Origin of the sequence: Streptomyces sp. NPDC020845 (assembly GCF_044334165.1) — a bacterium.
Taxonomy (GTDB): Bacteria; Actinomycetota; Actinomycetes; order Streptomycetales; family Streptomycetaceae; genus Streptomyces.
The window spans coordinates 231,707-253,228 of record NZ_JBIRSJ010000007.1 but is presented as its reverse complement, the minus strand read 5'-3'; the positions used below and the strand labels follow the sequence as shown (position 1 = coordinate 253,228).

General features: G+C 71.7%; 15 protein-coding genes. 8 read left to right on the top strand and 7 right to left on the bottom strand.

Going from position 1 to position 21,522, the window contains the following annotated elements; genetic code table 11:
- Positions 1-8 precede the first annotated feature (8 nt).
- The 3 genes from malQ (at position 9) to ACH4U7_RS19680 (ending at position 3,867) form a co-directional block, all read left to right on the top strand.
- A complete protein-coding gene (gene malQ, locus ACH4U7_RS19690) occupies positions 9-2,351 on the top strand; it encodes a 4-alpha-glucanotransferase (protein ID WP_398529146.1) in 2,343 nt (780 codons plus the stop codon).
- Positions 2,348-2,584, top strand: a complete 237-nt coding sequence (locus ACH4U7_RS19685) for a hypothetical protein (RefSeq protein WP_089506818.1) — start codon at positions 2,348-2,350, stop codon at positions 2,582-2,584. The genes malQ and ACH4U7_RS19685 overlap by 4 nt, the downstream gene beginning before the upstream one ends.
- Before the next feature lie 305 nt (positions 2,585-2,889).
- A complete protein-coding gene (locus tag ACH4U7_RS19680; RefSeq protein WP_398529145.1) occupies positions 2,890-3,867 on the top strand; it encodes an acyl-ACP desaturase in 978 nt (325 codons plus the stop codon).
- Between the two features lie 90 nt (positions 3,868-3,957).
- On the opposite strand, the gene pepN (ACH4U7_RS19675) is transcribed toward ACH4U7_RS19680, so the two are convergent.
- Both pepN (ACH4U7_RS19675) and ACH4U7_RS19670 read right to left on the bottom strand, forming a co-directional pair.
- Entirely contained in the window at positions 3,958-6,531 is a 2,574-nt protein-coding gene (gene pepN / locus ACH4U7_RS19675; RefSeq protein WP_398529144.1) for an aminopeptidase N, read from the bottom strand.
- 154 nt (positions 6,532-6,685) lie between these two features.
- Positions 6,686-7,711, bottom strand: coding sequence for an aspartate-semialdehyde dehydrogenase (locus ACH4U7_RS19670; protein WP_385610785.1), 1,026 nt, complete (start codon positions 7,709-7,711; stop codon positions 6,686-6,688).
- Between the two features lie 412 nt (positions 7,712-8,123).
- Here ACH4U7_RS19670 and ACH4U7_RS19665 point away from each other — a divergent pair, with 412 nt between their 5' ends.
- Positions 8,124-9,851 (top strand): TIGR03767 family metallophosphoesterase, encoded by a 1,728-nt coding sequence (locus ACH4U7_RS19665; protein WP_398529143.1) that lies wholly within the window; start codon positions 8,124-8,126, stop codon positions 9,849-9,851.
- 46 nt (positions 9,852-9,897) lie between these two features.
- Here the strand turns inward: ACH4U7_RS19665 and ACH4U7_RS19660 are convergent, their stop codons facing one another.
- Together ACH4U7_RS19660 and pepN (ACH4U7_RS19655) are read right to left on the bottom strand one after the other, a co-directional pair.
- Positions 9,898-10,941, bottom strand: a complete 1,044-nt coding sequence (locus tag ACH4U7_RS19660) for a hypothetical protein (RefSeq protein WP_398529142.1) — start codon at positions 10,939-10,941, stop codon at positions 9,898-9,900.
- Positions 10,942-11,071: 130 nt separating this feature from the next.
- Positions 11,072-13,690 carry an aminopeptidase N gene (gene pepN, locus ACH4U7_RS19655; RefSeq protein WP_398529141.1) on the bottom strand — a complete coding sequence of 873 codons (2,619 nt, stop codon included), beginning with the start codon at positions 13,688-13,690 and terminating at the stop codon, positions 11,072-11,074.
- Between the two features lie 160 nt (positions 13,691-13,850).
- Here pepN (ACH4U7_RS19655) and ACH4U7_RS19650 point away from each other — a divergent pair, with 160 nt between their 5' ends.
- Complete coding sequence (locus tag ACH4U7_RS19650; RefSeq protein ID WP_398529140.1) at positions 13,851-14,486, top strand: DsbA family protein; 636 nt, start codon at positions 13,851-13,853, stop codon at positions 14,484-14,486.
- Positions 14,487-14,580: 94 nt separating this feature from the next.
- Here ACH4U7_RS19650 and ACH4U7_RS19645 read toward each other — a convergent pair whose 3' ends face one another.
- The gene (locus ACH4U7_RS19645) at positions 14,581-16,002 is read right to left on the bottom strand and encodes an amino acid permease (RefSeq protein WP_398529139.1); all 1,422 of its coding nucleotides are present in this window, start codon (positions 16,000-16,002) and stop codon (positions 14,581-14,583) included.
- A 288-nt stretch (positions 16,003-16,290) separates the two neighbouring features.
- Here ACH4U7_RS19645 and ACH4U7_RS19640 point away from each other — a divergent pair, with 288 nt between their 5' ends.
- Positions 16,291-16,935, top strand: a complete 645-nt coding sequence (locus tag ACH4U7_RS19640) for a biotin transporter BioY (RefSeq protein ID WP_398529138.1) — start codon at positions 16,291-16,293, stop codon at positions 16,933-16,935.
- A gap of 348 nt (positions 16,936-17,283) precedes the next feature.
- Here ACH4U7_RS19640 and ACH4U7_RS19635 read toward each other — a convergent pair whose 3' ends face one another.
- The gene (locus tag ACH4U7_RS19635; RefSeq protein WP_398529137.1) at positions 17,284-18,756 is read right to left on the bottom strand and encodes an amino acid permease; all 1,473 of its coding nucleotides are present in this window, start codon (positions 18,754-18,756) and stop codon (positions 17,284-17,286) included.
- A 179-nt stretch (positions 18,757-18,935) separates the two neighbouring features.
- Here ACH4U7_RS19635 and ACH4U7_RS19630 point away from each other — a divergent pair, with 179 nt between their 5' ends.
- The gene (locus ACH4U7_RS19630; protein WP_014179664.1) at positions 18,936-19,424 is read left to right on the top strand and encodes a ribose-5-phosphate isomerase; all 489 of its coding nucleotides are present in this window, start codon (positions 18,936-18,938) and stop codon (positions 19,422-19,424) included.
- Positions 19,425-19,431: 7 nt separating this feature from the next.
- Positions 19,432-20,241, top strand: a complete 810-nt coding sequence (locus ACH4U7_RS19625; protein ID WP_398529136.1) for an Fpg/Nei family DNA glycosylase — start codon at positions 19,432-19,434, stop codon at positions 20,239-20,241.
- 50 nt (positions 20,242-20,291) lie between these two features.
- Here ACH4U7_RS19625 and ACH4U7_RS19620 read toward each other — a convergent pair whose 3' ends face one another.
- Entirely contained in the window at positions 20,292-21,521 is a 1,230-nt protein-coding gene (locus ACH4U7_RS19620) for a GNAT family N-acetyltransferase (RefSeq protein ID WP_398529135.1), read from the bottom strand.
- Position 21,522 lies beyond the last annotated feature (1 nt).

The window sequence follows — 21,522 nt, the reverse complement described above, 5'->3', positions numbered from 1 at the left end:
GAGTCCTGATGGGCAGAGCGCTCCTCGCCGAGTTGCACGGCGTCGCCACCTCCTACGAGCCCGCCCCCGGCCGTACCGTGCGGGTGCCCGACGACACCGTCGTCGCCGTGCTCGCCGCGCTCGGCGTGGACGCCTCGACCCCTCACTCCGTACAGGCCGCCCTGGAGCGGCACGAGCGCGAGGAGCGCGCCCGGCTGCTGCCGCCCTGCGTGGTGGTGCGCCCCGGCCGGCCGCCGCGGCTGCGGCTGCCCGAGGGCACCGTGCTGCGGGTGACGCCCGAGGACGGCGCGGTCGGCGCGCACGGTGCGGCGCTCGACTGGCGGCCGGAGGTCGACGGCCCGGCGTCCTCCGCGCTCCCCCTGGGCCGCCACACCGTGCACGCCCACGCCCCCGACGGCCGCTCGGCCACCGCCACCCTGATCGTCGCCCCCGACCGGATGCCGGCGCCCCCGGCGCGCAGCCACGGCTTCCTCGTCCAGCTGTACTCGCTGCTGTCCGCACGCTCCTGGGGAATGGGCGACCTCGGCGATCTGGCCGACCTCGCCGCCTGGTCGGGCCGGGCGCTGGGCGCCGGGTTCGTCCAGCTCAACCCGCTGCACGCGGCCGTGCCCGGCACACCGGCCGAGCCCACCGACCCCTCGCCGTACCGGCCCTCCTCGCGCCGCTTCCCCGACCCGGTCCACTTACGGGTCGAGGACGTGCCCGAGTACGCCCAGCTGCGCGGCCCCGCGCGCGACCGCGTCGACCAGTTGCTGGAGCGGGCCGCCGTGCTGCGCACGGACGTGCTCCACGAGGGCGCGCTGATCGACCGGGACGCGGTGTGGGCGCTCAAGCGGGAGGCCCTGGAGCTGGTGCGGACCGTACCGCTCAGCCCCGGCCGCCGGGCCGCCTACTGCGACTTCCTGGCCGAGCGCGGCCAGGCCCTCGAAGATCACGCGATCTGGAGCGCGCTCGCCGAGCTCCACGGCCCCGCCTGGCGCGCCTGGCCGGACGGCCTGGCCGACCCCCGGTCCGCCGCGGTCGCCCGTGCCCGGGGCGAGCACCTGGACCGGGCCGACTTCCACTGCTGGCTCGCCTGGCTGACGGACGGGCAGCTGGCCGCCGCCCAGCGCGCCGCGCTCGACGCCGGGATGGCCATCGGCCTGGTGCACGACCTGGCGGTCGGGGTGCATCCGTCGGGCGCCGACGCCTGGGCCCTGCGGGACGTCTTCGCGTCCGGGATGTCGATCGGCGCGCCGCCGGACGCGTTCAACTCCCGCGGCCAGGACTGGGGGCTGCCGCCGTGGCGCCCGGACGCCCTGGCCGCCACGGGCTACGCCGCCTACCGCGATCTGCTGCGCGGGCTGCTGCGGCACGCGGGTGCGCTGCGCATCGACCATGTGATGGGCCTGTTCCGGCTGTGGTGGGTGCCGGAGGGGCGGGAGCCGACCGAGGGCTGTTACGTCCGCTACGACGCGGAGGCCATGCTCGGCGTGCTCGCGCTGGAGGCGCATCGCGCGGGGGCGGTGGTCATCGGCGAGGACCTGGGCACGGTGGAGCCGGGGGTGCGGGAGGCGCTGGCGGGGCGGGGGGTGCTGGGCACGTCGGTGCTGTGGTTCGAGCGGAACTACAACGGCGAGGGTGGCGGGCGCGGCGAGGACGGCGGGAACAGCGGGACCGGCGGCGCCAGCGCGACCGGCGAGGAGGGCGGGGACAGCGAGACCGGCAAGACCAGCGAGACCGGCAAGACCAGCGAGGTCAACGGGGCGAGCGGAGGTGACGCGAGTGCGCAGCTCCGGGACACCGCGCCAGCCCGTGCGCGTCCGCTGAGGCCCGAGGAGTGGCGCGCCGACTGTCTGGCCACCGTCACCACCCACGATCTGCCGAGCACCGCCGCCCGCCTCACCGGCGGCCATGTCGAGCTGCGGCACCGGCTCGGCCTGCTCACCCGCCCGTTCGCGCGCGAGCGGGCCGAGGAGGCGGTGGAGCTCGCGGAGTGGCTGGGGCTGCTGGGGCGGCTGGGGATGCTGCCGGAGGGGCCGGGCGACGAGGAGGCGGCCGTGAAGGCCGTCCACCGCTTTCTGCTGCGCACCCCGGCGAAACTGGTCGGCGTGTGGCTGCCGGACACGGTGGGGGACCGGCGCCCGCAGAACCTCCCCGGGACCTGGGACCAGTATCCGAACTGGCGGCTGCCCATCGCGGACGCGAGCGGCCGCCCGGTATCGCTGGAGGATCTGGTGGCCTCGCCACGGCTGCACGCCCTGATGGGCGAGGTGGCGCGGATGGCGCGGGGCGGGGGCGCGGCCGGTGCCCGGGGCAAGCCCACCCCGCGCACGCGGGGCGCGAGGGCGTCCGATACCGTGAGTCCGTGAGCAACAAGGTCAAAAAGAACGCCGTTCGCGCCGGTGCCGTCATCGCCGCGACGACGGCGATGCTGATGGTGTCGTCCCCCGCGTTCGCGCTCCGCGACGATGGTGACGACCCGGGTCCGGGCCTGAGCGTCGCGGAGACGCTGGGCCTCTATGTCGTCACTCCCATCGTGCTCTTCGTCGTGATCGCCGGTCTGGTGATGCTCGGCGACAAGACGCGCAAGCGCAGTGACTGACACGCACTGACACGCACTGACACGCACTGACACAAGCTGTCACAGAGGACGCCGTCACGAGGGCGCCCCCGGCTGGATGCCGGTGGGCGCCCTCGTCGCGTTTCCCTGACGCCGTCGCGTCTCCCTGACGCCGTCGCGTTTCCGCGGTGCTCTCTCCGCGCTCCGCCGCCGCTCGCACGGGATTTCCCGGTGCGCACCCGGCCATTTATTTCCGCTTTAACCTACGGTGTCGTAACCTACGGAGCCGTAAGTCAAACCTACGGCGCCGTAGGTTTGCCCCCGCACGACATCCCCAGGAGCCCACTGTGACCCTCGCCCCAACCAGCCGTCACGGTCAGGCCGTATGGAGCGACAGCCGCCTGCTGTTCGCGCTCGAAGAGGTCGTCGAGGTGGAGCTCAACCGGCATCTGAAGGCCGCCAAGGAGTGGATGCCGCACGAGTACGTGCCGTGGAGCGACGGCCGCAACTTCGACGGCGTGATGGGCGGCGAGGCGTGGGCGCCCGAGCAGTCCAAGGTCACCGACGTGGGCCGGATCGCGCTCGTGGTCAATCTGCTCACCGAGGACAACCTGCCCAGCTACCACCACGAGATCGCCACGCGCTTCGGCCGCGACGGCGCGTGGGGCACCTGGGTGCACCGGTGGACGGCGGAGGAGGGCCGGCACGGCATCGTCATGCGTGACTACCTGCTCACCAGCCGCGCGGTCGACCCGGTCGAGCTGGAGCGGTTCCGGATGGCCCACATGTCCGAGGGGTTCGAATCCGACAACGGCCACAGCATGCTGCACTCCATCGCGTACGTGGCCTTCCAGGAGCTCGCCACCCGTATATCGCACCGCAACACCGGCCACCACTCCGGCGACCCGGTCTGCGACCGGATGCTGGCCCGTATCGCCACCGACGAGAACCTGCACATGGTCTTCTACCGGAATCTGCTGGCGAAGGCGTTTGAACTGGCGCCCGACCAGACCATGTGCGCCGTACGCGATGTGGTGGTCGGCTTCCGCATGCCGGGGCACGGCATGCCCGGGTTCGAGCGGGCCGCCGCGCAGATGGCCATCGGCGGCATCTACAACCTGCGCATCCACCACGACGACGTCCTCCAGCCCGTGCTGCGCTTCCTCAAGGTCCTGGAGATCTCCGGGCTCTCGGGCGAGGGGCTGAAGGCGCAGGAGGAGCTGGGTCTTTACATGGGCGGTCTGGACGCTCAGGCCACCAAGTTCGACGAGCGGCGCGAGGCGATGCTGGCCCGCCGCGCGGCCCGCATCGCCGCGCAGGTCTGAGGCACCAGACCGGACGCGAGGCACCGGACACGAGGGCGTCCCGGACCAACCCGGTCCGGGACGCCCTCATCCGTGCATACGTACCGTCCGTCAGCCCGCCGCTGCCGCCGCGTCCGCGGCCTGGGCCCTGAGCGCCCGCTCGACGCCCGCGCGGCACTCGGTGACCAGGCGGCGCAGCGCCGCGCTGGGCTCGGCGGAGGCCAGCCAGGCGTCGGTCGCGTCCAGCGTGGCCTGCGAGATCTGTACGGTCGGGTAGAGGCCGATCGCGATCTGCTGTGCCATCTCGTGGCTGCGGCTGTCCCAGACGCCCTTGACCGCTGCGAAGTACTTCTCGGCGTACGGGGCCAGCAGCTCGCGCTGGTCGGTCTGGACGAAGCCGCGGATCACCGACTCCTGCACCGCGTTCGGCAGCTTGTCGGACTCCACGATCGACGCCCACGCCTCGGCCTTCGCCTCCGGCGTCGGCCGGGCGGCGCGCGCGGTGGCCGCGTGGCGCTCGCCCGCCGAGGTGCGGTCCCGCTCCAGCTCGGCGTCGACCGAGGCCCCGTCGGACCGGCCGGTCGCGGCCAGCCGCTCCAGGAACGCCCAGCGCAGCTCGGTGTCGACGGCCAGGCCCTCGATGGTCTCGGTGCCCGCCAGCAGCCCGGCCAGCAGGTCGAGCTGTGCGTCGGTGCGGGCGGTGTCGGCGAAGGCCCGCGCCCAGGCCAGCTGGTGGTCGCTGCCGGGGGCGGCGGCCCGCAGGTGGTCCACGGTGGCCTCGGTCCACCGCGCCAGGCCCGTCGGGCGCCAGTCGGGGGCCGCGTACAGGTCGAGGGCCAGCTTGACCTGGCGCTGCAGCGACTGGACGACGCCGATGTCCGACTCCTTGGCGATACCGGACAGCACCAGGGAGAGGTAGTCGCGGGTGGCCAGTTCGCCGTCGCGGGTCATGTCCCAGGCGGAGGCCCAGCACAGGGCGCGCGGCAGGGATGCCTCGAAGTCGCCCAGGTGCTCGGTGACCACGGCCAGCGAGTCGGGGTCCAGGCGCACCTTGGCGTACGACAGGTCGTCGTCGTTGAGCAGGATCACGGCCGGGCGCTTGAGGCCGGCCAGGGCGGCCACGGGGGTCAGCTCGCCGTCCACATCGACCTCGATCCGCTCGCCGCGCACCAGCTTGCCGGTGGCGTCGATGTCGTACAGGCCGATCGCGATGCGGTGCGGGCGCAGCAAAGGCTCGCCCTTGGCGCCGGGCGGCAGGGCCGGGGCTTCCTGCCGGACGGCGAAGGAGGTGATGGTGCCGGAGGCGTCGGTTTCGATCTCCGGGCGCAGGATGTTGATCCCCGCGGTCTCCAGCCACGCCTTGGACCAGGTCTTCAGGTCCCGGCCGCTGGTCTCCTCGAGCGCGCCGAGCAGGTCGGACAGCCGGGTGTTCTTGTAGGCGTGGCGCTTGAAATAAGCCTGTACGCCCTTGAAGAACTCTTCCTCGCCGACGTAGGCGACCAGCTGCTTGAGGACGGAGGCGCCCTTCGCGTAGGTGATGCCGTCGAAGTTGACCATGACGTCGTCGAGGTCGCGGATCTCGGCCATGATCGGGTGGGTGGACGGCAGCTGGTCCTGCCGGTAGGCCCAGGTCTTCATCGAGTTGGCGAAGGTGGTCCAGGCATGCGGCCACCTGCTGCCGGGCGCGGACGCCTGGCAGGCGATGGAGGTGAAGGTGGCGAACGACTCGTTCAGCCACAGGTCGTTCCACCACTCCATGGTGACCAGGTCGCCGAACCACATGTGGGCCAGCTCGTGGAGGATGGTCTCCGCCCGCGTCTCATAGGCCGCGTCCGTGACCTTGGAGCGGAAGACGTACTGGTCGCGGATGGTGACCGCGCCCGCGTTCTCCATCGCGCCCGCGTTGAACTCCGGTACGAACAGCTGGTCGTACTTGGCGAAGGGGTAGGCGTAGTCGAACTTCTCCTCGAACCAGTCGAAGCCCTGCCGGGTCACCTCGAAGATCGCGTCCGAGTCCAGGAACTCGGCGAGCGAGGGACGGCAGTAGATGCCCAGCGGCACCGACCGTCCCTCGCCCTCCCAGCTGCTGTGCACGCTGTGGTACGGCCCGACGATCAGCGCGGTGATGTACGTCGAGATGCGCGGCGTCGGCTCGAAGCGCCAGACGTTGTCCTTGGGCTCGGGCGTCGGCGAGTTGGAGATCACCGTCCAGCCCTCGGGCGCCGTCACGGTGAACTGGAACGTGGCCTTCAGGTCCGGCTGCTCGAAGCTCGCGAACACCCGGCGCGCGTCCGGCACCTCGAACTGCGTATAGAGGTAGGCCTGCTGGTCGACCGGGTCCACAAAGCGGTGCAGGCCCTCGCCGGTGTTGGTGTACGCGCAGTCCGCGACGACCCGCAGCTCGTTGCGCCCCTGCTGGAGGCCGCCCAGCGCGATCCGGGAGTCCGCGAAGACGTCGGCCGGGTCCAGTTCGTATCCGTTGAGCACCACCTGGTGCACGGTGGGCGCGACCAGGTCGATGAAGGAGTCGCCCGCCTCGGCCGCGTCGAAGCGCACCGAGGTGACCGACCGGAAGGTGCCGCCTTCCTGGGCGCCGGAGAGATCGAGCTCGATCTCGTACGAGTCGACGCTGAGCAGCCGCGCCCGCCGCTGCGCCTCTTCGCGGGTCAGGTTCGTTCCAGGCACCTGGGCATCTCCTTCGAATACGACGTTTCGGCCATCCTTCCACGCAAGGCCGGTCCGCCGCCCGCGGTAATCGCCCGGCGCCGCGGGGCGCCTGTCAGGTGCCGGGAACGAGGCTGCCCGGAGCCTCGGCTCAGCTGAGAGCTCAGCTGAGAGCTCAGCTGAGCTCGGCCGCCACCAGCTCCGCGATCTGGACGGCGTTGAGCGCCGCGCCCTTGCGGAGGTTGTCGTTGGACACGAAGAGCGCCAGCCCGTTGTCGACCGTCTCGTCCACGCGGATACGGCCCACATAGCTGGGGTCGTTGCCCGCGGCCTGCAGCGGGGTGGGGATCTCCGAGACCTCGACGCCGGGGGCCTTGCCCAGCAGCTCGTAGGCGCGCTCCACGCTCAGCGGATTGGCGAAGCGGGCGTTGAGCTGCAGCGAGTGGCCGGTGAAGACGGGGACGCGGACGCAGGTGCCGGAGACCTTGAGCTCGGGGATCCCGAGGATCTTGCGGGACTCGTTGCGGAGCTTCTGCTCCTCGTCGGTTTCAAACCGGCCGTCGTCGACGAGATTGCCCGCGAAGGGAAGCACATTGAAGGCGATGGGGCGCTTGTAGACGGCGGGCTCGGGGAACTCCACGGCGGCCCCGTCGTGGGTCAGCGCGGTCGCGCCGTCGATGGCCTTGCGGACCTGGCCGTCCAGCTCCTCCACCCCGGACAGACCGGAGCCGGACACGGCCTGGTAGGTGGTGGCGACCAGGGCGGTCAGGCCCGCCTCCGCGTGCAGCGGGCGCAGCACCGGCATGGCGGCCATGGTGGTGCAGTTCGGGTTGGCGATGATGCCCTTGGGGCGGTGGGCCGCGGCGTCCGGGTTGACCTCGGAGACCACCAGCGGCACCTCGGGGTCCATCCGCCAGGCGGAGGAGTTGTCGATCACCACGGCGCCGGCCGAGGCGACCTTGGACGCCAGCGCCCGGGAGGTGGCCCCGCCCGCGGAGAACAGCGCGATGTCCAGCCGGGAGTAGTCGGCGGTGGCCGCGTCCTCGACGGCGATCTCGGTGTCCCGCCAGGGGAGCGTGCGCCCGGCGGAGCGGGCCGAGGCGAACAGGCGCAGCTCCTCGACCGGGAAGTCCCGCTCCGCGAGGATCTTCCGCATGACCCCGCCGACCTGGCCGGTGGCTCCGACGATTCCGATCCTCACGACGCGCTCCTTCACGATCTGTGCCTGCTGCTGGGCGCCTGGCCACGTTCTGTGCCTGTTACTGGGTGCCTGGCGTGCCTCCCATCATGCGGGTGGCCCCGGCGACCTTGTCCAATCCATTGTCCGGTCCCCGGGACACGCATGCGCCGGTCCCGCGCCGGGCGTACGCCGCGCGCAACCCGTTTCGGAGTGCTGTCGGCGTTCCCAGGTCCGGTGAACTCCGGGTGAGCGGCGGGATTCCGGCTGCGGAGTGCGGGATGACCGTTTGCTATCGCCAAGATCCACGTGCGTATTTCGGCGGCGGGCGTTGCCGCATCGTTAACTCGCAGGCCATCCCCGCTGCCAACGATCCGGAGTGACAGGGCAGCCCGCTGCCCGACCGCTGCCGCGCATCCACTCGGGGAGATCCCGCATGTCCCGCATACGGTCCGCCGCCCACGCCGCCCTCGACCGCCGCACCCTCCTTGTCGCCACCGCCTCCGCAGGTGCCGCAACGGGCCTCGGGCTCGCCTTCGGGCCCGGCAGCGGTTCGGCGACCGCCTCGCAGCCGGCCCAGGTGCGCGCCGCCGCCCGCAGAGTCGTCAGCGCCCCCGCGCTCCCCTCGAAGGCCGGTACGACGCTGGAGACCTTCTCCGCCCCGCGCGGCGGCGGCACCTACCGCAGGCTCGGCGACGGACCGGCCTGGGCCCGTTCCGTACGCACCGAACTCGCCGGGGCCAAGGGCGGCCGGGAGGACCGGCGTACCACGCTCGCCTCCTTCGTGCAGCTCACGGACATGCACCTCACCGATGTGCAGCACCCGCTGCGGTACGAGTTCCTGCGTGCCGGGCGCCCGGGCGCCTGGCGGCCCCACGAGGCGCTGACCGTGGTCGGCGCCGCGTCCCTCATCGAGCGGGTCAACGGGCTGCGCGGCGGGCCGGCCACCGGCTCCCCGCTCTCCTTCGTCATGACCACCGGCGACAACACCGACAACAACGCGCGGATCGAGCTGGACTGGTTCCTGGGCGTGATGAACGGCGGCCGGATCACCCCCAACACGGGCGACCCGCGCCGCTACGAGGGCGTGCAGAACAGCGGGCTCAAGGCGTTCTGGCACCCGGAGAGCGCGGTGCGCGACACCGACAAGCAGGTCGGTTTCCCGCGTATCGACGGCTTCCTTACGGCCGCGCTGCGCACCGTCAACAGCCCCGGGCTGCGGCTGCCGTGGTACTCGACCATCGGCAACCACGACGACCTGTCCGGCGGTGTGTACTCCTTCGGCGGCTCCTACTTCGCTGACCTCGCCACCGGCAGCCGCAAGCTCCAGATCATCCCGGCCGCCGAGGCCGAGGAGCGCTTCAAGGACGAGCGCAAGGGCGGCGACCCCACGGGCAAGGTCATGAAGGAGCTGCTGCGCGCGCACGCGAAGGACATGCGCACCGTCACCCCCGACGAGCGCCGCGCGCCCTTCTCCCAGCGGGACTTCGTCGCAGCGCACCTCGACCCGGCCCACACCGGGCCCGGCCCGGTCGGCCACGGCTACACCAAGGCCAACCTCGACGAGGGCACCTGCTACTACTCGTTCCGGATATCCGACGGCCTCCTCGGCATCAGCCTGGACACCACCGACCCGGGCGGCCACTACACCGGGTCGCTGGGCACCGCCCAGCTGCGCTGGCTGGAGCGGACCCTGAAGGCCCACAAGGACGACCGGATCCTGGTCTTCAGCCACCACTACAGCCGCAGCATGGACAACCTGAACCGCGACCCGGCCCGCCCGCGCGAGGCCCGGCACGGCGGCGACGAGGTCGTGGCGCTCTTCCAGCGCCACCCCCAGGTGCTGGCGTGGATCAACGGCCACAGCCACAAGAACGAGATCACCCCGCGCTCCACCTTCTGGGAGATCACCACCGCCTCGCATGTGGACTTCCCCCAGCTGGCCCGGGTGATCGAGGTCGTGGACAACCACGACGGCACGCTGTCGCTGTTCACCACCCTCGTCGAATCGGCCGCGCCGCACCGCACGGACTACGCCGATCTGTCCCAGACCGGCCTGGCCGCGCTCTACCGCGAGCTGTCCTACAACGCTCCGGGGCGCAGCCAGGCCCTGGCGGGCGACGCGGACGACCGCAACACCGAGCTGCTGCTGCGCAAGCGGTGACGCCGGGCGGCTCGCGCCCCCCGGGGGTCGCCGCTCACCTGACCGCTCACCTGGGCCGGATCACGAGGTAGGGCGTGGGCTCGCGGTCGATCGACGCGATCAGCGCGGTGCGGACGACCGCGGCCTGCGTCTCCAGGCTCTCGCGGAGCTTCTTGGGCGTGACGCGCACGACCGTGATGCCCAGCCGCTCCATATGCTCGCCTGCGGGCGTGAAGCGGCCCAGCGGATCGTGCCCGCCGCCCTGGCGGGGGGCGCGCGCGTCGATCTCCAGCGCCACGGCCTGCAGCGGCCAGTACGCGTCCACCCCGGACAGCAGGGGGCCGCCGGGCAGCCGCAGCTCGACGTTCCACAGCGGCTCGGGCAGGGAGTATCCGCGCACCATGTCGTAGAGCTGGGCCTCGGCCATGGCCCGCCCCTCGGCCAGCAGCGCGTCGACGGCGTCGACGACATGCGGCCGGGACAGCAGCCGGGCCCGGCTCAGCTCCCGTACGACGGACGACGCCTCGCAGTGCCCCTGGCGCACGGCCTCGATGAGCAGCCGGCGGACGGCCGAGGCGTCGGACAGCTGGGCCACCGCGTCGGCCAGCGCGCGGGCGGCGGGGGCGGTCGGCAGACCGGTGATCTCCCGGGGACAGGGCAGGGCGGCGGCGCGGACGAAGCGCACATAGCCGGCCCCGCGCAGCCGCCGCGCACGAGGTACGAGCACATCGACGCGGTCCAGGGCGCGCAGCGAGGGGACGGCGGAGAAGCGGTGCAGGGCCAGCGCCGCCAGTCCGGTGATCATCGCCTCGCCGTACGGGCCGCCGCCCGTCCCGGGTGCCGGAACGGTGCCTTCCGGGTGGCCCGGGCGCTCCCGGCTCGCGGTGTACAGGAGCGCCGCGTGCAGCCGCTCCTCGCCGGTGGCGGGGCCGGGGTGGAGCAGATGGACGCCCGGCAGGATCCGCTGCCAGGGTCCGCCGGGGCGGCAGCGCTCGGTGGCCTCGGCCGCCGTCACGCCGTGCTCACGGAGTTGACGACTCGTCAAAACGCTGCGGCCGCCGTCCGGGAGGTGGTGCAGCGGGCGGGGCGAGAGCGGGGTGTCGGAGTTCATGACCCCGCCATTCCCGGGCCCGCCCGGCCCGCTAACCGCTGTTACACGCTCGTCGACAAATACGGACAACCCCGTCCTAAAGTACGGACGTTCGATTGCCGAAAACAGCTGATCTGCCGACAAAGACCCGTCAAACGGCCGAGCGGGCGTCGCACTCCTGTCCGCGCAGCGCCCGCGCGAGATCGTCGCGCGCCTCCAGGACCAGTCGGCGCAGCGCCGGCGCCGCGTTCGGATGGCGGGTCAGCCAGGCGTCGGCCGCCTCCAGGGTTGTGGCGTCGCCCTGCGCGGGGAACAGGCCGCGGACGATCGACATGGCGATCTCGATCGACCGCTCCCGCCACACCCGCTCGATCACGGCGAAGTACCGGTCCTGGTACGGCGCGAGCAGGTCCGCCTGGGAGGGCTGCGCGAAGCCCGCGATGGTGGCCTCCACCAGAGCGTTGGACAGCGCGTCGGACTCCACGACCGCTGCCCATGCCTCCGCCTTGACCGCGGCCGACGGCCGGGCGGCCAGGCAGCGCACCTGGTGGCGCTTGCCGGAGGCGGTGTCGTCGCGGCCCAGCTCCGCCGCGATCAGCGACTCGTCGGCCGCGCCCTGGGCGGCCAGCGAGGCCAGGAACGTCCAGCGCAGCTCCTGGTCGACATCCAGCCCGTCGATCCGGGCCGTGCCGTCCAGCAGCCCGAGCAGCACACGCTGGTCCAGGTCGGTGGCGGCGGTCTGGGCGAAGAACCGCGCCCAGGCCAGCTGGTGGCCGCTGCCCGGTGTGGCCAGCCGCAGCTCGCGCAGCGCGCCCTCGGCGACCCGCAGGCCGCCCTCCTCGCGCCAGTCGGGCGCCGCGTAGTGCTGGAGCGCGGACTGGGCCCACGCCTGGACCATCTGGAGCACGCCGATATCGGTCTCCGCCCCGCCGAAGCGCTCCACCAGGTCCAGGAAGTCGCGGGCGGGCATCAGCGCGTCGCGCGTCAGATTCCACAGGGCGGACCAGCACAGCGCCCGCGCGAGGGGATCGGTCAGCTCGCCCAGGTGGGCGCGCAGGGTGTCCAGCGAGACCTCGTCGAAGCGGACCTTGCAGTAGGTGAGGTCGTCGTCGTTGACCAGGATCAGCTCGGGCCGCTCGGCCCCGGTCAGCTCGGCCACCACCGTACGGGGGCCGTCCACGTCGACCTCGGCCCGCGCGTAGCGCACCAGCGCGCCGGTCCCGTCCGCCGCCGCGCCGGCCCACCGGTAGAGGCCGACGGCGACCCGGTGCGGGCGCAGCGTCGGGTGCTCGGCGGAGGCGGCCTCCTGGACGATCGACAGCTCGGTGATATGGCCGGCCGCGTCATAGGTGGCCTGCGGGGTGAGCACATTGACCCCGGCCGTCTCCAGCCAGGCCCGGGACCAGGCGGCCATGTCCCGGCCGGAGGTCTCGGTCAGCACCGACAGCAGATCGGTCAGGCGCGTATTGCCGTACGCATGGCGCTTGAAGTAGCGGCGCGCGCCCTCCAGAAAGGCGTCCCGCCCGGCGTAGGCCACCAGCTGCTTGAGGACGGAGGCGCCCTTGGCGTAGGTGATCCCGTCGAAGTTGAGCTTGGCGTCCTCCAGGTCGCGGATATCGGCCGTGACCGGGTGGGTGGACGGCAGCTGGTCGGCGCGGTACGCCCAGGCCTTGCGGCGGTTGGCGAAGGTGATCCAGCCGTCGGTGAAGCGGGTCGACTCGACGAGTGAGAAGGCGCCCATGAAGTCCGCGAAGGACTCCTTGAGCCACAGGTCGTCCCACCACTCCATGGTGACCAGGTCGCCGAACCACATATGGGCCATCTCGTGGAGGATCACATTGGCCCGGTGCTCGTACGAGGCCTGGGTGACCTTGCCGCGGAAGACGAACTCCTCACGGAAGGTCACACAGCCCGGGTTCTCCATCGCGCCGAGGTTGTACTCGGGCACGAACGCCTGGTCGTACTTCCCGAACGGGTACGGGTAGTCGAAGTGGTCGTGGAAGAAGTCCAGGCCCTGCTTGGTGACGGTGAAGATGTCGTCCGCGTCGAAGTGCTTGGCGAGCGAGGCGCGGCACAGCGCGCCCAGCGGGATCTCCAGGGCGGAGCCGTCCGGCAGGGCGCGGCTGTAATGGTCCCGTACATAGTGGTACGGGCCGGCCACGACCGCCGTGATGTACGTCGAGATCGGCTCGGTCGGCGCGAAGTGGGTGGTGGCGAACCCGTCACCCGCTCCCCACGGCTCGAGCGCCGCCACCGCGCCGTTGCTGAGCACCGTCCAGTCCTGCGGGGCGGTCACCGAGAAGGTGAAGCGGGCCTTGAGGTCGGGCTGCTCGAAGTTCGCGAAGACGCGGCGGGAGTCGGCCGGCTCGTACTGCGTGTACAGATAGACCTGGCCGTCCTCGGGGTCCACAAAGCGGTGCAGCCCCTCGCCGGTCCTGCTGTAGGCGCACTGCGCCTCCACCACCAGCTCGTTCTCCGCGGCGAGGGAGTCGAGGGCGATCCGCGCGCCGTCGAAGACGGCCTTCGGGTCGAGCTCCCGTCCGTTCAGCCGCACGGCGGTGACCCGCGGCGCGATCAGATCGGCGAACGACGCCGCCCCCGGCTCGGCGCAGCGGAAGCGCAGCGTGGTCGTCGAGCGGAAGGTGCGCGGCCCCTTACCCGCGCGCTCCCCGACCGCGGACCGCAGGTCGAGCGCCACGTCGTACGCGTCCACGGTCAGCAGCTGCGCGCGCTCTCGGGCTTCGTCACGGGTCAGGTTCTCGCCGGGCAAGACGCGGCTCCCTCGTCATCGTCTCGAATATCGGACACTCGAACACGCGAAATCATGTCACGCGGCACTGACAACGGGAATTGGGGAATGGCCGCCACGCCCGGCCGTGTTTCCTGGAACACCTGTCGCTTTTCCATAGCTGTCCGTTCGAGGAGAGATCGTGACCGAAACCGCCAAGACTCCTGCCGACTTCTGGTTCGACCCGCTGTGCCCGTGGGCCTGGATGACCTCCCGCTGGATGCTGGAGGTGGAGAAGGTCCGCCCGGTCGAGGTGCGCTGGCATGTGATGAGTCTGGCCGTGCTCAACGAGCCCCGGGTCGACGAACTGCCCGAGGAGTACCGCGAGCTGATGAAGACCGCCTGGGGTCCGGTCCGGGTCTGCATCGCCGCCGAGCAGAAGCACGGCAGCGACGTCCTCGGCCCGCTCTACACCGCCCTCGGCACCCGCTTCCACAACCAGGGCCTGGAGAAGAGCCGCGAGACGATCGTCGCCGCCCTCGAGGAAGCCGGCCTGCCCGCCGAGCTCGCGGACGCCGCCGACTCCGACGAATACGACACCGAGCTGCGCGCCTCCCACAAGGAGGGCATCGACCTGGTCGGCCAGGACGTGGGCACCCCGGTCATCGCGGTCCCCGGCCCGGACGGCGAGCAGATCGCCTTCTTCGGCCCGGTCGTGACCCCCGCGCCCAAGGGCGAGGCCGCCGCCCAGCTGTGGGACGGCACGCTGATGGTCGCCTCGATCCCCGGCTTCTACGAGATCAAGCGCACCCGCACGGTGGGCCCGATCTTCGACTGAGGCACATCTGAGGCACACCTGGCGCATACGGCGGACAGGCGAAGGCCCCCGCGCGACACGGTCGCGCGGGGGCCTTCGGGTCACGCCGGGGCGGTCAGCTCCGCGCCGCCGCCAACCGCTGCCGTACGTATCCGACCACCGCGAGCGCCGCCGTCAGCCCGGCCGAGAAGTACAGCTGGGTGCGGGTGTCGGACTCGCGGGTCATCAGCGCCAGCACGACGACCGTCCCGGCCAGCGCCACCCACGTCAGATACGGGAACAGCCACATCTTCACCACGAGCTTGTCGGGCGTTTCGCGCTCCAGCCGCCTGCGCATCCTCAGCTGCGAGACCGCGATGAAGCCCCACACGATCAGCACGGCCGCGCCGACCATGTTGAGCAGCCACTTGAAGATGGTGTCCGGCCACCAGTAGCTCAGCAGCACCGCGAAGAAGCCGAAGGTGGAGGAGGCGACCACGGTCGCCCGGGGCACCCCGCCGCTGACCCCGCCGAGGACGGACGGCCCCTCGCCGCGCGCCGCGAGCGAGTACGCCATGCGGGAGGCGCCGTAGATGTTGGCGTTCATCGCGGAGAGCAGGGCCACCAGCACGATGACGTTCATCAGCTGGCCGGCCGCCGGGATGTCGAGGTGCTTGAGCACGGCCACGTACGGGCCGTCGGTGACGACCGACGGGTCGTTCCACGGGATCAGGGTGACCACGACCAGCATCGAGCCCACGTAGAACACCGCGATCCGCCACATCGCGGTGCGCACCGCGCTCGCGACCCCCTGGACCGGATGCTCGGACTCGGCCGCCGCGATGGTGACCGTCTCAAGACCGCCGTAGGCGAACACGGTGGCCGGCAGGCCCAGGACGAGGCCGTCGAGGCCGTTGGGCAGGAAGCCATGGGTCCCGGTGAGGTTGGCGGCGCCCGGGGCGTCGGTGCCCGGGAGTACGCCGAGGATGGCCAGCACGCCCAGGACCAGGAAGAGCGAGATCGCGGTGATCTTCAGCGCGGCGAACCAGAACTCGAACTCGCCGAAGTTGCCGACGGCCGCGAGGTTCGTCCCGCAGAAGATCACCATGAACAGGGCGACCCACATCCAGGACTCGGTGCCGGGGAACCACTTCACCATGATCCCCGCCGCGCCGATCGCCTCGGCCGCGATGCCCACGCACAACAGCACCCAGAACGTCCACCCCACGGTGAACCCGGCCCACGGCCCGATCGCCCGCTCGGCGTGTACGGAGAAGGAGCCGGAGGCCGGGTTGGCCGCGGACATCTCGCCGAGCATGCGCATCACGAGCATCACGAGCAGGCCGGACAGCGCATACGCGATCACGATCGACGGCCCGGCGGCCGCGATGCCGGTGCCGGAGCTGACGAACAGGCCCGCGCCGATCACGCCCCCGAGGGCGATCATCGACAGATGGCGCTGCTTGAGGCCGTGGGACAGCGGCGCGCCGCCGGCCCGGCCGGTGCCGACCGCCTCGGCGTCGCGCTCCTGCGCGGAGGACGCGGGTGTCCGGTTCATGGGTCTGTGGTGTCCATTACATGAGGGGTGCGGGTACGGGAGGTGCTGCTGGGGGCAAAACGCCCTCAGTGTGAGGGCGGTGTCCGCTCAGGACAACATTCGGCCCCAAGATGTCTGAATATCGGACCCTCGCGTGACGCTGCGTACCCACTCCATCGCCCGGTGGCCGGCTGCCGGAAGTCTCCAAGCGGGCCGGTGCGGCTTTGTCGCCCGCCGACCGTGATCGCGGACCTGCCCCCGGGTACCGTCACCGTGTCCCACACCGCCTCTCACCTCGGAGAACCGTCGATGAGCACCGCTTCTGCCGCCACCGTCCACCCGGGTACGGTCCTCGCGGACGTGATCTTCCCGGCCCGCCGGGCCCGGCCGGCCGCCTCGTCCGCCCCTTCCTCCCGGCAGGTCCTGGCCCGGGACGCGGCCCTGGTCGTCGGCGGCGCCGCGCTCACCGGCCTCGCCGCGCAGCTGTCCGTGCCCGTCCCCGGCTCCCCGGTCCCGGTGACCGGCCAGACCTTCGCCGCGCTGCTGGTCGGCACCTCGCTCGGTGCCCGGCGCGGCTTCCTCTCCCTCGCGCTGTACACCCTCCTCGGCATGGCGGGCCTGCCGTGGTTCGCGGAGGGCAGCTCGGGCGCCGCGATGCCGTCCTTCGGCTATGTGCTGGGCATGCTGCTCGCCTCGGCCGCGGTGGGCGCGCTGGCGCGGCGCGGCGGGGACCGCGGGGTGCTGCGCACGGCGGGCACCATGGCGGTCGGCTCGGCGATCATCTACGCCGTCGGCGTCCCCTACCTCGCGCTGGCCGCGGACATCTCCCTCAGCCAGGCGGTCGCCGCGGGCCTCACGCCGTTCCTGATCGGCGACGCCCTGAAGGCCGCACTGGCCATGGGCGCGCTGCCCACCGTCTGGAAGCTGATCGGCCGCCGCGGCCCCTCTTTCTAGGGCTCGGTTCTCCCCCAGCTACCGCTGGGAGGTGCCCCCGGGGGGCGCTACGGCCCCTGTCGACGGCCACGCGGCGGTAGCCGGAGGCTGCGATCGACCTGCGGCTCCGCCGCGTGGCGATCGCAGTCCTCGGCCCCCCGCGCGGCGGAGCCGCATATCGATCGCAGTCCTCGGATCCTCCGCGCGCTCTCCCTTTCACAGCGACATCAGCGCCTCCGGCGCGGGCGGCCGCGCCCCTTCGGCTCGCCCCCAGCTACCGCTGGGAGGCACCCCCGGCTCGATGGCGTAGGTACGCACTCAGGCGCCGGACGAGATGGTTCGTCCGGCGCCTGAGTCATGGGTGTCCCCCTACGGCAGCACCGATTCCTTCGGCTTGCTGTCGGCGCCTTCGCTCCGGGCCCCGGGGAGCCGGTCGCGGATCAGCGAGAAGGCCACGACCACCACGGCCACCGCCGCGGACAGCAGCACCTGCTCGCGTCCGTCCTTGTCAGTGAGCATGTAGACCAGCACGAACGAGATCATCGCGATCGTCGCCCAGGTCAGATACGGGAAGAGCCACATCCGGACGATCAGCTTGTCCGGGTTCTCGCGCAGGATGATCCCGCGCATCCTCAGCTGGGTGAAGCAGATCACCAGCCAGACGAACAGCGCGACCGCGCCCGAGGAGTTCAGCAGGAACTGGAAGACCGTGTCCGGCCACTGGTAGTTGAACCAGACCGCGACGAAGCCGAAGACGACCGATCCGAGGATCGCGGTCTGCGGCACCCCGCGCGAGGTGGTCTTCGCGAAGGCGGCCGGCGCGTCCCCGCGCTGTCCGAGCGAGAAGGCCATCCGGGAGGCGGTGTAGAGGCCGGAGTTCAGACAGGACAGCACGGCGGTCAGCACGATCACATTCATGACCTGGCCCGCGTGCGGGATGCCGATCGAGTCGAGCGCGGCGACATAGCTGCCCTTCGACTTGTCCGCGATCCCCGGGTCGTTCCACGGCAGCAGGGTCACCACGACGAAGATGGAGCCCAGGTAGAAGACGGCGACACGCCAGATCACGCTGTTGGTCGCCTTGGTCACCGCCCGCTGCGGGTCGGCGGACTCACCGGCGGCGAGGGTGACGATCTCGCTGCCCATGAAGGAGAAGACGACCAGCAGCACACCGGTGAGAATCGCCCCCGGGCCGTGCGGCAGGAACCCGCCGTGGTCGGTGAGGTGCGCGAAGCCCGCCCCCTCGTTGTCCGAGCCGGGCAGCACTCCGAACACGGCCAGCCCGCCCACCACGATGAACGCGGCGATCGCGACGACCTTGATCCCGGCGAACCAGAACTCGAACTCGCCGTAGGAGGAGACCGAGACCAGGTTGGCCGCGGTCAGCACCACCATCACGATCAGCGCCCAGCCCCACTGCGGCACATCCGGCATCCAGCCCTCGAGGATCTCGGCGCCCGCGGTCGCCTCGACCGCCAGCACCACCACCCAGAAGAACCAATAGAGCCAGCCGATGGAGAATCCCGCCCAGCGGCCGAGCGCCCGGTCGGCGTAGGCGGAGAAGGAACCCGAGGAGGGGTTGGCGGCGGCCATCTCGCCGAGCATCCGCATCACCAGGACGACCATCAGGCCGACCAGCGCGTAGGAGATGAGGATGCCGGGCCCGGCCTTGGCGATACCGGCGCCGGAGCCGACGAACAGCCCGGCGCCGATCACCCCGCCGATCGCGATCATCGACAGATGGCGGTTCTTGAGACCGGCCTTGAGGCCGTCGTTCGGGGCACCTGGGTCGGACGATCCGGCCGTCGCCTTGGCCGTATTGGTCGCAGGTTGTGCGCTCATGCTCGGTCCTTTGCTCTCGGGTGACGAGCGACGCCAGTGAAACTCAGGGACACGATCAACTGAACCTTTGATTCCAGATTGTTACCCGAGGTTTCTCTGGGTTTCGTTGGTGCTACTGAGGGCTTCCGCAACTCGTACCCCGGGCGGTGGCGACCACACGGCCGTGTCACACTCGGGGCATGCGCGTGTACCTCGGCTCCGACCATGCCGGTTTCGAACTCAAGAACCACCTAGTTGACTGGCTTCGGGCGGCCGGCCATGAGCCCGTCGACTGCGGGCCCCACATCTACGACGCCCAGGACGACTACCCGCCGTTCTGTCTGCGGGCCGCCGAGCGGACCGCGGCCGACCCGGACAGCCTTGGCATCGTGATCGGCGGCTCCGGGAACGGCGAGCAGATCGCCGCCAACAAGGTCAAGGGCGTGCGCGCAGCGCTGGCCTGGAGCGAGCAGACCGCCGAGCTCGGCCGTGAGCACAACAACGCCAATGTGATCAGCGTCGGCGCCCGGATGCACACCCAGGACGAGGCGACCAAGTTTGTCGAGATTTTCCTGAACACGCCGTACTCGGGTGAGGAGCGTCACACCCGGCGCATCGAGATGCTCTCGGCCTACGAGGCCACCGGCGAACTGCCGCCGATCCCCGCCCACCACCCGCAGCAGGGCTGATGGCCTGATGCCCGAAGGGCACACCATCCACCGGCTGGCCGCCGACCACAGTGAGCTGTTCGGCGGCCGGCCCGTACGCGCCAGCAGTCCGCAGGGCAAGTTCGCCGACGGCGCGGCGCTGATCGACGGGCAGGTGCTGGAGCACGCCGAGGCCCACGGCAAGCACCTCTTCCTGGGCTTCCCGGCGAGCGGCTGGGTCCATGTCCACCTCGGCCTGTTCGGCAAGGTGGGCCTCGGCCCGGCCCCCGCCCCGCCGCCGACCGACACCGTGCGGCTGCGGCTGGCCACCAAGGAGGCGTACGCGGACCTGCGGGGCCCGACCGCCTGCGCGCTGATCACCGACGACGAGAAGCGGGCGGTGCACGACCGGCTCGGCCCGGACCCGCTGCGCCCCTCGGACGACGGGGACCGCGCCTGGGCCCGGGTCTCCCGCAGCCGCACCAGCGTGGCCGCGCTGCTGCTCGACCAGAAGGTGGTCGCGGGGGTCGGCAACGTCTACCGCGCCGAGGTCCTGTTCCGGCACGGCATCGACCCGTACCGCGCGGGCCGCGACCTGAGCCGCGCCGAATGGGACGCGATCTGGGCGGATCTGGTGACGCTGATGCGCGAGGGCGTACGGAACAACCGCATCGACACGGTCCGCCCCGAGCACACCCCCGAGGCGATGGGCCGCCCGCCGCGCGTCGACGACCACGGCGGCGAGGTCTACGTCTACCGCCGGGACCGACAGCCCTGCCATATCTGCGGCGGCGAGGTGCGCATCGCGGACCTCGCCAACCGCAATCTGTTCTGGTGCCCGAACTGTCAGCGCCATTAGGCCCCGCGGGCCCCGCAGGCCCGCGGGCGCGGTCAGCCCCGCGGGCGCGGTCAGAAGTTGTGCGGGAGCCAGGGCGCGACATCGCTGCGGAAGGCGGCCGACGCCTCCGCCAGCGCGCCCTGGCGCAGCTCCTGGACGCGGCCGGCGCCCGCCAGAGCGGACAGCGAGGTCCCGCCGAGGTACACCGCGCCCAACTCCCGTACGTCCAGCCGCAGCCCCGGCTCATCCGACGTCCGCTCGCAGCTCGCGCCCTTGGCGTCCCCGGTCAGCCGCCATCGCCCCTCGTTCCATGGGCAGAAGGCGTCGGTGACCTCCAGGACCACATCCACCGGCAGGGCGTACGTCCGCGCCTCGAGGGCCGCGCCGACGTCCACCGGACGCACATACAGGTCGTCGCGCAGCAGGATCTGGCAGCGCCGGATATCGGAGACCATGTGCTGCCAGGGGTCGTCGACCGGTCGGCGACCGATGCGAATCTTGCTGGTCAGGTCGATATCGAAGAGAAAGCGCCACAGTGCGCCGCGGGACGCCGGGTCCAGGGCCTCCAGATCGCGCACGATCACCACGCCCTTCGGCACGGCCAGGTCCCAATCCGGGTTGACCGCGAAGCGCACATAACCGGTGACCTCACCGTCCCGCTCGGCCAGTACGCACCGCAGCGGCGAGGCGCCCGCGCGCTCGCTCGGCGGGTCGAGCAGCGGCTTGCGCTCCCAGCCCGGGCGCCGCTCCAGCATCCCCGGCCGGGCGGTCACCAGGCGGGCGTAGACCGCCTCACACGCCTCCAGCGCGGCCTCGGGCGCCACGGCGCGCAGGGCCACCTCGTCGGCCCCCTCCGGGACGGTCAGGCCCACCCGCGCGGTGTCGATCTCGGCGAGCGCGGCCCGGGTGGCCTCGCCGAAGCCGAACCGGCCGTAGATCTGCGGCTCCGACGCGGTCAGCACCGCCAGCGGCTCGCCCGCGGCGCGTACGTCGTCCAGCAGGCGGCGCATCATGGCGCGCAGCACCCCGCGCCTGCGGTGCGTGGGCTGCACGCCGACCATCGTGACCCCGGCCGCCGGCACCACGGCGCCGCCCGGCACCGACAGCCGGAAGCTGAACAGCCCCGCCGTCCCGACGATCTCCTCGCCGTCCCACGCCCCGACCGAACGCTCACATTCGGTCAAGTCGCGGTCCAGGACGCGCTCCTCCGGCGACTCCTGGACCCCGCCGAAGGCGAGCATCAGCGTCCTGTACCAATCGTCCCAGTGGGCCGGGTCGAGCACATGCAGCTCCATCGTCATA